This is a genomic window from Erwinia sp. ErVv1 (genome assembly GCF_900068895.1).
In the GTDB taxonomy this organism is placed as follows: Bacteria; Pseudomonadota; Gammaproteobacteria; order Enterobacterales; family Enterobacteriaceae; genus Erwinia.
Genome location: NZ_CDPK01000015.1, coordinates 77745 through 92762 on the forward strand (window position 1 = coordinate 77745; position 15018 = coordinate 92762).

Sequence of the window (15018 nt, forward strand, 5' to 3'; positions counted from 1 at the left end):
ACGGCACCGCAGTAGTCCAGCTGCCGCCAGGCCTCATACACGACTACCGATACAGCGTTTGAAAGGTTCATGCTGCGGCTGTCGGGCTGCATAGGGATACGGATCTTTTGCTGGGCCGGTAGCGCATCCAGGATATCAGCGGGCAGGCCGCGCGTTTCGGGGCCGAAAAGCAGATAGTCGCCCGCCTGATAGCTGACCGCACTGTGCGCTGGAGTACCTTTGGTGGTCAGTGCAAACAGGCGCGCGGGAGCTTCAGCGGCCAGAAAAGCCGCATAGCTGCCGTGACGTTTCACTGCGGTGAATTCATGGTAGTCCAGACCAGCGCGACGTAAACGCTTGTCATCCCAGGCGAAGCCCAGAGGTTCAATCAGATGCAGGCGGAAGCCGGTGTTAGCACAAAGCCGGATAATATTGCCCGTATTGGGCGGGATCTCAGGTTCAAATAAAACGATATTCAGCATCGGCTTCGGCCCCATTAAACGAGGGCCGAAGCATAGCAAATTATTCCGGGACGATCAGGTTTTGCTGCTATAAAGCGGCAGCCAGAGGGTAAGGCGCAGGCCGCCTAACGGGCTATCATCGGCCTTAACCCAACCACGATGCTGCTGGATAGCCGTGTCAACAATCGCCAGCCCCAGTCCCGTTCCGCCTGACTCCCTGTCGCGCGCCTCGTCAGTACGGTAGAAGGGCCTGAAAATCTGCTCGCGGTCGCCCTCGCTAACGCCCGGGCCATCATCGTCCACGTTAACGGTAATTCCCTGTTTATCAACGGAAAAACCCACACAGATTTTGGAGTGAGAGTAGCGCAGCGCGTTACGAACAATATTTTCCAGAGCGCTTTCCAGTGCGTTCGGATTGCCATACAGAGGCCAGGGACCCGGGGGATAAGGTACCTCAAGCGTTTTCCCCATCTGTTCGGCTTCAAATTTGGCATCATCCAGTACGCCAGCCCAAAGATGGTTAGCCTTCATCGCCTCGCTGACCAGCGCATTTTTATGCTGAGTACGGGATAACACCAGCAGATCGTTGATCATGCCGTCCAGTCGCTGGGCTTCCATTTCAATACGCTGTAGCTCTTTGCTCTCTCCCTGCCGACGGCGCATCAGCGCAGTACCCAGCTGTAAACGGGTAAGCGGCGTCCTAAGCTCATGCGAAATATCCGACAGCAGACGCTGCTGCCCGGTCATCATCCTTTCCAGCGCGCTGACCATCTGGTTAAAACTGGCACCGGCCGCCAGGAACTCCTGCGGGCCCGCCTCCAGCTCAGGGCGTTGACGCAGATTACCGGCGGCGACATCATCGGCCGCATGTTTCAGCTTACGTGCGGGTTTCGCCAGGCTCCAGGCCAGCCAGAGCAGTAGCGGTGTGCTGATTAACATCGTCACCATCAACAGCAGCAGGGGACGGTCAAACAGCAGGTTGATAAAGTCCAGCTGTGAGCTGCCAGCGGGACGGATCAGGTAGAGCTGGTAGCTATCCTCACCGTCGCGGACGGTGAAGGGACCAACCATCTCCACCCGACCATATTTTTTCTTCTGCGGACGGTTTGCATTATCGGACTGGCCGATAAAATTACGGATAACCTGCATTTCGTTATGCTGCGCGCCGATCACCCGCCCTTCGCTGGTAACCAGCAGCAGCCGCTGTCCGGGCGGTGCCCACTTGTCCGTCGCGCGAAACAGCCTTCTCCACCACATCAGATCGTTAGGGGGATCCTGCATCAGCTCCGCCTCGACGTGCTGCTCAATCATGGTTCCCTGCCGCTGCTCACTGTCGAGCAGCGGGGTCATCTGACGGGTATCAAGCTTGGGCACCATTAATACCAGCATCAACACCAGCGCCAGCGTCAGCCAGAAAATGGCGAAGATACGGGTAGTCAGGCTTGAGATCATGTCGCGGAAACCATCAGATAACCGCGGCCACGCAGGGTTTTGAACCAGGGGTGACCATCTTTGCGGTCCGGCAGCTTCCTGCGCAGGTTAGAGATATGCATATCAATCGCGCGGTCAAATGGGGTGAGGCGTTTACCCAGAACCTCCTGGCTCAGGTGCTCACGGGAAACCACCTGCCCCAGATGCTGTGCCAGTAAATAGAGCAGGGTGAACTCTGTTCCGGTCAGGTCGAGCGCCTCGCTGTCGAAGCGGGCCTCCTGGCGGCCTGGATTCAGGCGCAGGTGGTCAACTTCCAGCGTCGGGGAGCTGCTGTCGTGCTGCTGTTGCTGTTCGCTCCAGACAGAACGGCGCAGGATTGCACGTATACGGGCCACCAGTTCCCGATCGTTAAAGGGCTTAGGAAGATAGTCATCCGCGCCGAGTTCCAGCCCCAGAACGCGGTCAAGCTCGCTACCGCGTGCGGTTAGCATAATGACCGGCGTCTGGTGCTGCTGGCGCAGCTCTTTAAGGGTATCAATGCCGTTTTTCCGTGGCATCATCACATCAAGCAAAAGCAGATCGATAGAGTTATCCAACAGGGCCAGTGCCTGTTCGCCATCACCGGCGACCACCACCTCGAACCCTTCCATCTCAAGTAATTCTTTCAGCAGCGAAGTCAATTCGCGGTCATCGTCAACTAACAGGATCTTATTCATTTTTATTGCCCTCCGCAGGCAAAATACCGTGAACGAATGCAGTCATTCCATGACTTTACTTAGTTTTACAACCTCTGACGCATGTTTGCAGCTGGCCCCGTAGACTGAATTTTATCGAATCGAGACAGGCAAACCAATCTGGGAGTTAACGATGCGCAATGTTACCGCCGTCGTTGCGGTTCCGGCGCTGATACTCAGCTTCTCCGCCGCGTGGGCTGCAGATGTGACGACGACTGACGAGATGCATCAGGAAGATGCGGCGCCACGTAGTATGACGCAAGTTCCGCAGACTCACATGTTTGATGGCATCAATCTTACAGAGCAGCAACGCCAGCAGATGCGGGATTTAATGCAGCAGGCGCGTCACGAACGTTCTCCCATAAGTATTAACGATTTAGAGCAGCTGCACGAACTGATTATTGCAGAAAAATTTGATGAAACGGCCTATAAGGCAAAGCTGGACAGTATTGCGCAGGCGGAAGTCGCGCGGCAGGTTGATATGGCGAGAGTGCGCAACCAGATGTATCACCTGTTAACCCCAGGCCAGCAGGGCGTTTTAAACCAGAAACATCAGCAGCGTATGAACCAAATGCGCCAGCTAACGGACATGCAGCCATCTTCATCGTTGCATGCTGTAAGCAGTAAATGAAGTGAGTAACACCCTGGGTGCATGCGTTGTACCTTCCCCAGAGTGAGTTTTACCCGTAGTAAGCTTTATCGTCAGTATCAGTACCCGTAGTAAGAGTAATCAGTAACGTAGTAACCCGCATCAAACGCAGTAACCAGTATCATAGTACCCCTGTTTTCCTTGCCATAGACACCATCCCTGTCTTCCCCCTCATGATGAGGGGGTTTTTTTTATCAATTCCTTTTAATTTAATAAAAACTCTAATGATATCTAACAGTTGAGAGCCCTTTGAGCGTAAAAATATTATTACGTGGAGCTGCTTGAGTTCAAAGCCGGGGTTGGTGACGATACCTCATCCTAAAAAAGATTTACCGGTTGGTACGGTAAAAGAATCAGAAAACAGGCGGGCATTTAACCCCGCTTTCTCGAAGAGGCTTAAATATGTTTTATCCAATTGCGATCGAGCCAGGCGACGACCAGCACGCTTATGGCGTGACAGTGCCTGATTTACCAGGCTGTTTTTCCGCAGGCGATACCCTGGACGAAGCGATAGCAAAAGCAAAAGAGGCCATCACAGGCCATATTGAATTATTGGTCGAGCTGGGGCAGGACATTCCGGCTGTGTCTACAGTGGGGGCGCTGGCTGAAAAGTCCGGGTTTGCAGGTTACACGTGGGCACTGGTTGATGCGGTCAATGCGTAAGGCTGTAAGAAGCGCTGAATATCAAGAGCGTAGACAACCTTTTCATAATGATGATCCACCGCCCAGCGGGAAGAACATCACCCTTCATTACCAACCGGTAATATCCGGGCGATAAAACCGCCTGTCATCCCCATTTTCTCTTCCATAATGCTGAAAACCGTGTAAGTGTGATCGAGATCGCATATTGGTAATGAATTTTCACATCATGTAACAGGCTTCTAACTGCGTTAAAGCGCGACCTGACTGTCTTTTTGAGTGGTACTAATTTGAGTTATAAGCCCCAGCCTATTAATTCAATAGCGGTGCGACCCTCATCATTCAACGCTATGAAGGTTAAAGTCATTTCCCACGGTAACTTTGCGGGTTAGCGACAATATGATGAGGAAGAGATGATGAGACGAAAGAGTAATTCAGGTTTTTGTAGCCAGCGTAAGGCACTCTGCGTGGTGATTTCTTCGCTGCTGGTAAGCTCCGCCGCGATGGCAGAGACTCTGACGCGGGATAACGGTGCGCCAGTAGGTGACAATCAAAATTCACAAACCGCGGGAGCATCCGGGCCGGTATTATTACAGGACGTTCAGCTGCTGCAAAAATTACAGCGTTTCGACCGCGAGCGTATTCCTGAACGTGTCGTCCATGCCCGGGGAACCGGGGCCTTTGGTGAATTTAGCGCAACGGCAGATATTTCTGACCTGACCACGGCTGCGGTATTTACTAAAGGTGAACAGACTCCGGTGTTTGTCCGTTTTTCCAGTGTGGTTCACGGCAACCATTCGCCCGAAACGCTGCGCGACCCGCATGGCTTCGCCACTAAGTTTTATACCAAAGAGGGGAACTGGGACCTGGTTGGCAACAACTTCCCGACGTTCTTTATACGCGATGCGATTAAATTCCCCGATATGGTCCATGCGTTCAAGCCCGATCCACGCACCAACCTTGATGATGATTCACGTCGTTTTGATTTCTTCTCCCACGTTCCCGAAGCAACCCGTACGCTAACGGAGCTCTATTCCAATGAAGGAACGCCAGCCTCTTTCCGCAACATGGACGGGAACAGCGTTCATGCCTACAAATTCGTGAATGCGAAGGGTGAAATCCACTACGTTAAATTCCACTGGAAAACGCTACAGGGCATCAAAAATCTCGACCCGAAACAGGTTGAGGCGGTACAGGGTAAAGATTACAGCCACCTGACACACGATCTGGTATCAGCCATTAATCGCGGTGATTTTCCCAGGTGGGATCTCTATATCCAGGTGCTGAATCCTGAGGATCTGAAGAAGTTTGACTTCGATCCTCTCGACGCCACTAAGATCTGGCCTGACGTGCCCGAACGTAAAATTGGTCAACTGGTGTTGAACAAAAACCCCGATAACGTCTTCCAGCAAACGGAGCAGGTAGCGATGGCGCCGTCCAACCTGGTGCCAGGTATCGAAGCGTCAGAGGATAAACTGTTGCAGGGCAGACTCTTTGCCTATGCCGACACGCAGATGTACCGCATCGGCGCGAACGGTTTTAGCCTGCCCATCAACCAGGCCCGGACGCCGGTGAATAACGGCAGTCAGGATGGCAGCCTTAACGCCGGCCACACTCAGGATAAGGGCGTTAATTACCAGCCCAGCCGACTTTACCCGCGTGAGGAACTCTCCTCTGCGCGCTACAGTCAGCTGCCGGTGGAAGGCACCACGCAGCAGACTAAGATCCAGCGCGAGCAGAACTTTAAGCAGACCGGCGATCTCTACCGCTCTTACAGCAAAAAAGATCGGGACGACCTGATCGCCAGCCTGGGCAGCGCGCTGGCGATCACCGATACGGAGAGCAAAAACATCATGCTTTCCTATTTCTACAAGGCAGACAAAGAGTACGGTACCCGTCTGACAACGGTCGCTAAAGGTGATTTAGCCACGGTGCAGAAGCTGGCGGATAAATTATCTGACTGACAGCGTCTTTTCCCCTGCCCGGTTAAACCTGCCCGGGCAGGAGAAGCCCTGAAGGAGATCGCGAAATGAAAGCATTAAGCGTCCAGCTATGGCTGATAGCATTTTTGCTGCTGTCCGTGACGGCTAAAGCGGCAACGACGCAAACCGATGATCGTCAGGTAAGAGCAGAGCTGAATAATTATCTTTGGGATGCGGCACGACGCGGAGATAACACCCTGATCAAAACGCTCGTTGAGGCGAAATACAATCTCAATGCGGCCGATGAAAAAGGGTACACCGCCATTATCCTTGCGGCCTATCACGGCCATGATGATACGGTAAAAATGTTGATTGATGGCGGTGCCGACCCCTGCCAGCGCGATCGGCGCGGCAACAGTGCGCTGATGGGGGCCATCTTTAAGGGTGAACTAAAGGTGGCGCGCCGTTTGATCGACGCCCATTGCCAGCCCGATATGCGTAACAATGCCGGTCAGACCGCGGCAATGTATGCTTCGCTGTTTCAGCGACAGTCACTGCTCCAGGCGCTGCGTGAAAAAGGGGCTGATATGCACGCCGTCGACGCCAAAGGAAACTCCGCCGAAAGCCTGGCATCAGGGAGAATTAACGGCATCCCGTAACGCCCGGAAACGCGCAATTAACCGGCCGATCTCAGCCCCGCTATTACTGGCGGGGCTTTTTTTTGCTCAGGATCCAGTATACTTACGCCACTAACCTGAACGGAGTAAGGCATGGAACATCACTACGCCCGGCTGGTAAACTCTGCTGCGCTGGCGGCAACTTCACTGGCTTCGATTCTGCTGTTGGTGAAGATTTTTGCCTGGTGGTACACCGGATCGGTAAGCCTGCTGGCTGCCCTGGTCGACTCGCTGGTGGATATTGCCGCCTCGCTCACTAACCTCTTCGTTGTCCGCTACTCCCTACAACCTGCTGATGCTGAACACACGTTTGGACATGGCAAAGCAGAATCACTGGCCGCGCTGGCGCAAAGTATGTTTATCTCAGGATCCGCGCTGTTTCTTTTTCTGACGGGTTTACAACATATTGCTTCGCCAAACGACATGCGCGCCCCGCTGGTAGGGATCGTGGTGACGCTGGTTGCACTGGTGTCTACGCTGGTGCTGGTTACGTTCCAGCGATGGGTTGTGCGGCGAACCCGCAGCCTGGCGATTCGTGCTGATATGCTTCACTACCAGTCTGATGTGGTAATGAACGGTGCCATTCTGCTGGCGCTGGGCCTGAGCTGGTATGGTTTTAAGCGCGCCGATGCGCTTTTTGCCCTCGGGATAGGCGTGTGGATCCTTTATAGTGCATTACGGATGGGCTATGAAGCGGTCCAGGCGTTGCTTGACCGTGCACTGCCCGATGAGGATCGCCAGGCGATTGTTGATATTGCCTCCCGCTGGCCCGGGGTGAGTGGGGCGCATGATATTCGTACCCGACAGTCGGGGCCGACCCGTTTTATACAGCTCCATCTTGAGATGGACGACAATCTGCCGTTATATGAGGCACACCGGGTCGCCGATCAGGTTGAACAGGCGCTGTTAAAAAAATTCCCGGGTTCTGACGTCATTATTCATCAGGATCCCTGTTCGGCAGTGCCCTCATCAGACAGAAGCAGCAGTGAACGATGATTCTTGTGTTAAATAAATTACTTAGCCCTCTTAACCGCCAAAACGTGACGCCGCTCAAAAAAATTAGCGGGACGATGACTGACCTGAATCAATTCAGCTCACAGGCTTTGATATACTATGGCGATTATCAGTTGGCAGATACGCCCGCGTTCGTCGAGTCATCCCGGCGTTAAGAGTTTAAAAATTTGCATTAACAAGTTCAGAGGTTGTCATGATCAAAAAAATCGGTGTACTGACAAGTGGCGGAGATGCGCCGGGTATGAACGCGGCCATCCGGGGCGTTGTGCGCGCTGCCCTGAGTGAAGGACTGGAAGTAGCGGGGATTTATGATGGCTACCTGGGCTTGTATGAAGATCGTATGGTCAATCTGGACCGCTACAGCGTATCCGACATGATTAACCGCGGCGGCACCTTTCTTGGCTCAGCGCGTTTCCCTGAGTTCCGTGAAGAGTCCGTGCGGACTGTCGCTATCGAAAATATGAAAAAACGCGGGATTGACGCGCTGGTGGTTATCGGGGGCGATGGCTCTTATATGGGGGCTAAGCGTCTGACCGAAATGGGATTCCCCTGCATTGGCTTGCCGGGCACCATTGATAACGATGTGGCGGGCACCGACTATACCATCGGCTACTTCACCGCGCTCGAAACGGTGGTGGAGGCGATTGACCGCCTGCGCGATACCTCATCGTCTCATCAGCGTATCTCTATTGTCGAAGTGATGGGCCGCTACTGTGGCGACCTGACCCTGGCGGCGGCCATTGCCGGCGGCTGCGAGTTTATCGTGCTGCCGGAAATTCCCTATACGCGTGAAGAGCTGGTAGAAGAGATTAAAGCCGGTATCGCTAAAGGGAAAAAGCATGCCATTGTGGCGATCACCGAGCATATCTGCGATATCGACGAACTGGCGAAATACATCGAGTCTGAAACGAAGCGTGAAACCCGCTCAACGGTGCTGGGACATATTCAGCGTGGTGGTGCGCCGGTCGCCTATGACCGTATTCTCGCTTCGCGCATGGGCGCTTACTCTATCGAACTGCTGTTACAGGGCTACGGTGGACGCTGCGTCGGTATTCAGAATGAGAAGATGGTCCATCACGATATTATTGATGCGATTGAAAATATGAAGCGTCCCTTCAAGGGCGACTGGCTGGAAACGGCGAAAAAACTTTACTGAGATAAATCAAGGCGCTGATCGACAGCGCCTTTTTTATGCAGAGCCATATTCCATCCAGTTATTAAGGCTTCATTTTAATTCTTTAATTCAACCTGTGCTTTGTGTCACGCTCTCTGCGATAAAACCTTTGGGAGAGCATAGAATGAATAAGTGGAGTATTGGGTTTACCCTGCTGCTGGCCTCGACCAGCGTGTTGGCGAAAGATATCCAGCTGCTGAACGTTTCCTATGATCCAACGCGTGAATTATACGAACAGTATAATAAAGCCTTTAGCGCACACTATAAGCAGGAAACCGGCGACAACGTGGTGATCCGTCAGTCGCACGGCGGCTCAGGCAAGCAGGCGACCTCTGTGATTAATGGTATTCGTGCCGACGTCGTGACCCTGGCGCTGGCTTCCGATGTGGATGCCATCGCCGATCGTGGCCGTATTGATAAAAACTGGATCAAGCGCCTGCCCGATAACTCCGCTCCCTATACCTCCACCATCGTTTTCCTGGTGCGCAAAGGCAATCCTAAGAAAATCCACGACTGGCAGGATTTAACCAAACCTGGCGTCTCGGTGATTACCCCTAACCCTAAAACGTCCGGCGGGGCGCGCTGGAACTATCTGGCGGCCTGGGGCTGGGCGTTAGATCATAACAACGGTGACAAGGCAAAAGCCCAGGACTACATCAGAGCACTGTTTAAAAACGTTGAGGTGCAGGATTCCGGTGCGCGCGGTGCCACCAATACTTTCGTTGAACGCGGCATTGGTGACGTGCTGATCGCGTGGGAAAACGAAGCTTACCTGGCCGTGAATAAACTGGGCAAAGACCAGTTTGAAATCGTGACCCCCGGCGAGTCTATTCTTGCAGAACCCACGGTTTCCGTCGTTGATAAAGTGGTGGACGAGCGCGGCACCCGCAAGGTCGCCGAAGATTATCTGAAATACCTCTATTCGCCTGAAGGTCAGGAAATCGCTGCGCAAAATTACTATCGTCCACGCGATCCCGCCGTGGCGAAAAAGTATGCTGATAAGTTCGCACCGGTGAAACTCTTCACCATTGACGATGCAAAATTCGGCGGCTGGGCGGCTGCTCAGAAGACTCACTTCGCCGATGGCGGCACTTACGATCAAGCCATGAAGCGTTGAAAGAAAAATAGTTAAGTAGGTGAATTATTTAACATGATCTTTGTCGCCTGTTCGTTTACATTATGAACAGGCGATAATCAGAGGTTTAGATCATGAAGGGGCGAAAGCGACTCCTGACAGGCGTTGTAGTAGCAGGAGTAGTTGCGACGGCTGGTTTCGCCTCTATTGCATTTAAATATAAGCATAATTCTGCCGTGCTCTGGGCAATTGTCAGCCAGAAATGCGTGCCCGGAGAGCTGGAAAATAACGATCCCACGCCCTGCCGACAGGTGGATGTACATAATGGCTTTGTGGTACTAAAAGATCGCAATGGCCCGCTGCAATTTTTACTTCTTCCAACCAAAAAAATCGCCGGTATCGAAAGTCCTGAGCTGCTCAATCCCGCGACCCCCAATTTTTTTGCTGAAGCCTGGCACTCCCGCCACTTTATGGACGAGCGCTACGGCGCACACGTCGATGACAGCGCTATCGCGCTCAGCATTAATTCCCCCACGGGCAGAACGCAAAATCAGCTTCACATTCATATTTCCTGTCTGAGGCCGGATATCCGACAGAAGCTGAACGCGCTGGATGCCACGCTGACTCCCCGCTGGCAGTCGCTACAGCTGGTGGGGCATGATTATCAGGTACGTACCGTCACGCGGGACGAATTCAAGAGAACCAGCCCCTTTATTCGCCTTGCGGCCGACCTGCCGGGTGCACGGGAAGAAATGGGTAAATACAGCATCGCCGTGGCGGCGCTATCGGATGGGCGTCGCGCGTTGCTGGTGGTTAAGCGTAATCTGCTGGTATTGAATCGGGCCTCTGCCGAGGAGCTACAGGATCACAGCTGCCAGATACTGCATCCCCGGGGCGCTGTTAAGTCGTAATCCTGAAATCGGTTGTCAGTCACTACAGGCTCAACGCTGGGGCTACAAGCACCCCCAGCGCAGGTTCATTACGGCTTAACCGGTTTCGTCCCGACCGGCTCATCATCCTTATACTTCGCCGTGGCTATCCACGCCGCGCAGAACAGCGTCAGTCGGGCAAAGAAGTAGAAAAACGCCATCAGCCCCAGTACGGAACCAAAGGCGGCACCTGACGGGGAGGACGCCAGCTTAGGCAGCGTCAGGGTCATAATAAATTTAATCACTTCAAAACCTATCGCGGCTAAAAGCGTACCGCGAAACAGCGCCTTTTTGCGTGGTTTATGGCGGGGCAAAATCCAGAAAATCCACAAAAAGAGCAGATAGTTAGCCATGATTGAAATGGAAAGCGCAATCAGCGTCATGGCCGGACGAAGCCAGTCGATCCCATCCAGTCCCAGCGCATGCACGATGGCTTCCTGTGCCGAACCGGCAATGGAGGTGAGGGACAGGGTGATAATCAGCGCGACCACCAGACCCATCAGGGAGATAAAGTCACGCGTGTATTTGAACCAGATTTTCTCTTTATCCTGTTTGTTACGCTCCCAGACGTCTCTCGACTGGGCCAGAATCGCTTCACGCAGGTTCCCCATCCAGCTAATCCCGGAATAGAGGGCGATCAATAATCCCGTCAGGCCGACGGTAGTGCGCTGCTGGACGGCGGTGTTAACCGTATTTTGCAGGGTCGATGCCAGGGTGGCGTCGCTGATATTACTCACAATTTTATTAATAAGCTGGGTAAGCAGATCCTGGTTGGACGCGAGCACGAATCCGATGGCGGCAAAAGAGACCATCAAAATAGGGATCAGGGAAAGGAACGAAAAGTAGGTGATTGCCGCGCCAAACTGGCTCCCCAATCGGTCGTTAAAGCGTTCCCCGGCTCTTAAGAAGTGTGCGACGGCTGGAATGGCCTGAAACCAGCTGACAAAGCGCGACACGCGCGTAATGGAGTGATCAACGGTCGCGTTGCCGGTTTTGATGTTGATCAGCGGCTTTTCTTCGTCATGCTGACGCTCTGATGAGTGATTTTCCTTCATGAAATGTTCTTCTGTAGCCCTTAAAAGTGAGTTATCTGTATGAAATTATAGACGGTCGATCAGCTAACGTAGTTTTTCATTGTCCGCGTCAGCCACTCCATAAAGACGTGCACCCGACGCGCCAGGTGACGTCGATGCGGATACAGCAGCGAAATCGGCATCGGCTTCGCGCGGTAATACGGCAGAATTTCTACCAGCTTCTTCGCTTTCACCGCTGACCGCATGGCGCATTCGGGTGCCTGGATAATGCCCAGTCCGTTCAGGCAGGCGGCACGGTAGGTTACCGTGCTGTTGACCGTCAGCGCCCCGCCCGTTTTGATAAACCGGCTGCTTTCGCCGTCAAAAAACTCAAAGCCTGGGATCTGCGTGCCCAGCTGCTGGCCGTAATGCACCATGGCATGTTGGGAGAGTTCTTCCAGCGTCTGCGGCGTACCAAATCGCGCCAGGTAGTCGGGGCTGGCGCAGTTGATCAGGGTCAGCGCGCCCAGCGGGCGGGCGATCAGTCCGGAGTCTTCCAGCGCGCCGACGCGCACCACACAGTCAAACCCCTCGCGAATCACGTCAACCCGACGATCATTGCTGCTCAGTTCCAGCTCAATGGCGGGATACTGCTGAAGAAATTCCGGGAGCCGGGGCAGAACATAGTCGCTGGCCAGGTTGACGGGCATATCCACTCGCAGGCGACCGCTCAGGGTCGCGGGATCGTTCTGAAATAGCCCATCCATCTCTTCCAGCGTGGCCAGAACCTCCTGACAGCGATCGAAGTAGACCAGGCCATCCTGAGTCAGCTGCACCCGCCGCGTGGTGCGGTGCAGAAGACGGGTGCCAAGGGTATTCTCCAGCGCCTGTAGCTGTCGTGAAAGGCTGCCTTTCGGTACGCCCAGACTCTCTGCGGCGCGGGTAAAGCTGCGAAGCTCTGCTACTCTGACAAAAGCCCGCATTGTGTGAATTTTGTCCATAGGATATGCCGATTGTTGTTTTCTGTGAAACAGTAAAGCGCATTTGAGATTATTTATAGTTCAGGATTTACATAATATCCTGCAAATGTCCATGACAAATGAACCGGAGAAGAAAATGAACGCTAAAATCGCACTGATTACCGGCGGAAGCCGGGGATTAGGAAGAAATGCTGCCTTAAAACTCGCTAAAAAGGGTGTTGATATCATCCTGACCTGGCGGAGCGGTGAACAGGACGCACAGCGGGTGGTGGATGAAATCACCGCGCTGGGTGGGCGTGCAGCGGCTATCCAGCTGGATGTGGCCGACAGCAGTCGCTTCGACGACTTCGCAGAGAGTGTACAAAATAAACTCAGCGAGGTGTGGCAGCGCGAAACCTTTGACTATTTAATCAACAACGCCGGAACGGGCCTGCATGTAGCCTTTGTTGAAACCAGCGAAGCGCAGTTCGATGAGATGGTTAACGTCCATTTCAAAGGCCCATTTTTTCTCACGCAGAAGCTACTGCCGCTTATTACGGACGGCGGACGTATTTTGAATATCTCCAGCGGCCTGGCCCGTTTCAGTCAGCCAGGTTCCAGCGCCTACGCGGCAGTTAAAGGTGCCATGGAGGTCCTGACCCGCTATCAGGCGAAAGAGCTGGGCGCACGCGGCATTACTGTGAATATCCTGGCCCCCGGGGCGATTGAAACGGATTTCGGCGGCGGCAGGGTACGTGATAATCCTGAGGTTAACGCCTTTATCGCGGCACAGACGGCTCTGGGCAGGGTAGGACTGCCGGATGATATTGGTAATGCAATAGCACAAATTCTGAGCGACGAAAGTGGCTGGATCAACGGACAGCGTATTGAAGCTTCCGGCGGCATGTTTCTCTGATACAGCAAAGTCACCTTACGACCTGATTTGGTTAAATGCCCCGGTTTGCGCCATAGTAGAAGTTCTTTGGGAAGTCATAACCTGGGAGTATCACACTATGTTGAAAATACTGGGGCGCGCCTCATCGATTAACGTCAGAAAGGTGCTGTGGGTTTGCGATGAGCTGGATATCGCTTTTAATCGCGAGGAGTGGGGCGACGGTTTTAAGTCGCTTCAGGACCCGGCATTCAGAAAGATGAATCCTAATGGGCTGATCCCGGTGATTCAGGACGGGGATTTCATTATGTGGGAGTCCAACGCCATAATTCGCTACCTGGCTAACAGCCGGGGCGGTGACTGGATCTATCCGCAGGATCCCCGCGCGCGGGCGCCAGTCGACCAGTGGATCGACTGGCAGGCCACCGAACTCAATACCGCCTGGCGATACGCGTTTATGTCGCTGGTTCGTCACTCTCCGGCACATCAGGATGCGCGCTTGCTTGCCGCCGCCTGTAAGGGCTGGTCGCATACCATGGGGATCCTGAATCAGCAGCTGGAACGTACCCAGGCCTGGGTGGCCGGCAGCGCATTTTCACTGGCCGACATACCGGTTGGGCTATCCGTTAACCGCTGGTATGAAACCCCGTTAGACCACCCAGAACTGCCCGCCGTTCGGGCCTATTATGAGCGGCTGACTCAGCGAAAAGGCTATGCCAAATGGGGACGTAACGGCACGCCTTAACGTGAGGGCTGCACTTTTGAAACCCTGGCGGAGTCAGCCTGGTTTAAATCTCGGTTTGCCGTTAGCTGCACGCCATTCCTTCACCTCTTTTACGATACCTTCGGGACTATCTTCCCTGCTATCATCAGGGTAATAGATTANGCCATTCCTTCACCTCTTTTACGATACCTTCGGGACTATCTTCCCTGCTATCATCAGGGTAATAGATTAGGTCAGATCCCGAAGGGTGCTCGCTTAACCGCTTAAACTCCAGGATATTGTTTATATCTTCTCCTTCTGTCGTATTCTGGACGTTAATTATTTTTTCCACAAAAGCCAAAAACTCGGCTTCGGTGTAGTCAGATAACGTTTTCTTTTCCATCTTATTTACTCCCTTTATGGTTCTCAATATGACACTTCGGAGTCGTTACACGAATATTGTCAATATTATATATCTCACCATTATCTTTAATCGGTTTTACATGGTGTAACTCATATTTAACACGCCGCCCCTTTTGTTCACTCTCTTTAGGTGCGGGTGCTTTGCCAGCCCGGATATTACCCAAGTTACCTGCCTTGAACTGTTTACTTAACTCAGGATCTTTCCCTACTTCCAGCCAGAAGGCCTTACGGAACGCATCAAAGCTGTTGAATTCTCGCCCCAGCAATCTCTCCGCTATCTGGCCTGGGATTGGTGCGCCAGGCCCCTGCCCGGCTTTATTCAGCCAATCTGTGCCGACATTTTC

17 protein-coding genes and 2 pseudogenes are annotated in these 15018 nt (G+C 53.3%); 11 read left to right on the forward strand and 8 right to left on the reverse strand.

Going from position 1 to position 15018, the window contains the following annotated elements; genetic code table 11:
* The 3 genes from trmL to cpxR all read right to left on the reverse strand — a co-directional run.
* Positions 1-461, reverse strand: a 461-nt coding sequence (gene trmL / locus A1830_RS21760; protein ID WP_197473371.1) for a tRNA (uridine(34)/cytosine(34)/5-carboxymethylaminomethyluridine(34)-2'-O)-methyltransferase TrmL, incomplete at its 3' end; no start/stop codon positions are given.
* A gap of 54 nt (positions 462-515) precedes the next feature.
* Entirely contained in the window at positions 516-1892 is a 1377-nt protein-coding gene (gene cpxA, locus A1830_RS17735; protein WP_067709337.1) for an envelope stress sensor histidine kinase CpxA, read from the reverse strand.
* A complete protein-coding gene (cpxR, locus tag A1830_RS17740) occupies positions 1889-2587 on the reverse strand; it encodes an envelope stress response regulator transcription factor CpxR (protein ID WP_067709339.1) in 699 nt (232 codons plus the stop codon). The genes cpxA and cpxR overlap by 4 nt, the downstream gene beginning before the upstream one ends.
* Positions 2588-2738: 151 nt before the next feature.
* Here cpxR and cpxP point away from each other — a divergent pair, with 151 nt between their 5' ends.
* The 9 genes and pseudogenes from cpxP to A1830_RS17780 all read left to right on the forward strand — a co-directional run bounded on the left by cpxP (position 2739) and on the right by A1830_RS17780 (position 10666).
* On the forward strand, positions 2739-3236 hold the full coding sequence (gene cpxP, locus A1830_RS17745; RefSeq protein WP_067709342.1) for a cell-envelope stress modulator CpxP: 498 nt from the start codon (positions 2739-2741) through the stop codon (positions 3234-3236).
* Between the two features lie 305 nt (positions 3237-3541).
* Positions 3542-3630: pseudogene (locus A1830_RS24070) on the forward strand (type II toxin-antitoxin system HicA family toxin); the annotation flags it as partial.
* A gap of 26 nt (positions 3631-3656) precedes the next feature.
* A pseudogene (locus tag A1830_RS17750) lies at positions 3657-3902 on the forward strand (type II toxin-antitoxin system HicB family antitoxin); the annotation flags it as partial.
* A gap of 494 nt (positions 3903-4396) precedes the next feature.
* Positions 4397-5857, forward strand: a complete 1461-nt coding sequence (katB, locus tag A1830_RS17755; protein WP_231877664.1) for a catalase KatB — start codon at positions 4397-4399, stop codon at positions 5855-5857.
* Positions 5858-5922: 65 nt separating this feature from the next.
* Positions 5923-6474, forward strand: a complete 552-nt coding sequence (locus A1830_RS17760) for an ankyrin repeat domain-containing protein (protein WP_067709346.1) — start codon at positions 5923-5925, stop codon at positions 6472-6474.
* A gap of 111 nt (positions 6475-6585) precedes the next feature.
* Positions 6586-7488 carry a CDF family cation-efflux transporter FieF gene (gene fieF / locus A1830_RS17765; protein ID WP_067709348.1) on the forward strand — a complete coding sequence of 301 codons (903 nt, stop codon included), beginning with the start codon at positions 6586-6588 and terminating at the stop codon, positions 7486-7488.
* A gap of 211 nt (positions 7489-7699) precedes the next feature.
* The gene (gene pfkA / locus A1830_RS17770) at positions 7700-8662 is read left to right on the forward strand and encodes a 6-phosphofructokinase (RefSeq protein WP_067709351.1); all 963 of its coding nucleotides are present in this window, start codon (positions 7700-7702) and stop codon (positions 8660-8662) included.
* Positions 8663-8804: 142 nt separating this feature from the next.
* A complete protein-coding gene (locus A1830_RS17775) occupies positions 8805-9797 on the forward strand; it encodes a sulfate ABC transporter substrate-binding protein (protein WP_067709354.1) in 993 nt (330 codons plus the stop codon).
* Between the two features lie 92 nt (positions 9798-9889).
* A complete protein-coding gene (locus tag A1830_RS17780; protein WP_067709356.1) occupies positions 9890-10666 on the forward strand; it encodes a CDP-diacylglycerol diphosphatase in 777 nt (258 codons plus the stop codon).
* Positions 10667-10734: 68 nt separating this feature from the next.
* On the opposite strand, the gene yhjD is transcribed toward A1830_RS17780, so the two are convergent.
* On the reverse strand, positions 10735-11739 hold the full coding sequence (yhjD, locus tag A1830_RS17785) for an inner membrane protein YhjD (RefSeq protein ID WP_067709358.1): 1005 nt from the start codon (positions 11737-11739) through the stop codon (positions 10735-10737).
* 59 nt (positions 11740-11798) lie between these two features.
* Positions 11799-12698 carry a LysR family transcriptional regulator gene (locus A1830_RS17790; protein ID WP_067709360.1) on the reverse strand — a complete coding sequence of 300 codons (900 nt, stop codon included), beginning with the start codon at positions 12696-12698 and terminating at the stop codon, positions 11799-11801.
* 115 nt (positions 12699-12813) lie between these two features.
* Between A1830_RS17790 and A1830_RS17795 the strand changes: the two genes are divergently transcribed.
* On the forward strand, positions 12814-13572 hold the full coding sequence (locus A1830_RS17795; RefSeq protein ID WP_067709362.1) for an SDR family NAD(P)-dependent oxidoreductase: 759 nt from the start codon (positions 12814-12816) through the stop codon (positions 13570-13572).
* A gap of 97 nt (positions 13573-13669) precedes the next feature.
* A complete protein-coding gene (locus A1830_RS17800) occupies positions 13670-14293 on the forward strand; it encodes a glutathione S-transferase family protein (protein ID WP_067709364.1) in 624 nt (207 codons plus the stop codon).
* A 33-nt stretch (positions 14294-14326) separates the two neighbouring features.
* Here the strand turns inward: A1830_RS17800 and A1830_RS23035 are convergent, their stop codons facing one another.
* From A1830_RS23035 to A1830_RS24075, 3 genes are all read right to left on the reverse strand, one after another.
* The gene (locus A1830_RS23035; RefSeq protein WP_197473372.1) at positions 14327-14431 is read right to left on the reverse strand and encodes a bacteriocin immunity protein; all 105 of its coding nucleotides are present in this window, start codon (positions 14429-14431) and stop codon (positions 14327-14329) included.
* Positions 14418-14654 (reverse strand): bacteriocin immunity protein, encoded by a 237-nt coding sequence (locus A1830_RS17805; RefSeq protein WP_067709367.1) that lies wholly within the window; start codon positions 14652-14654, stop codon positions 14418-14420. The genes A1830_RS23035 and A1830_RS17805 overlap by 14 nt, the downstream gene beginning before the upstream one ends.
* Before the next feature lies 1 nt (position 14655).
* Positions 14656-14940 carry an HNH endonuclease signature motif containing protein gene (locus A1830_RS24075; RefSeq protein ID WP_369815724.1) on the reverse strand — a complete coding sequence of 95 codons (285 nt, stop codon included), beginning with the start codon at positions 14938-14940 and terminating at the stop codon, positions 14656-14658.
* Positions 14941-15018: the final 78 nt, after the last annotated feature.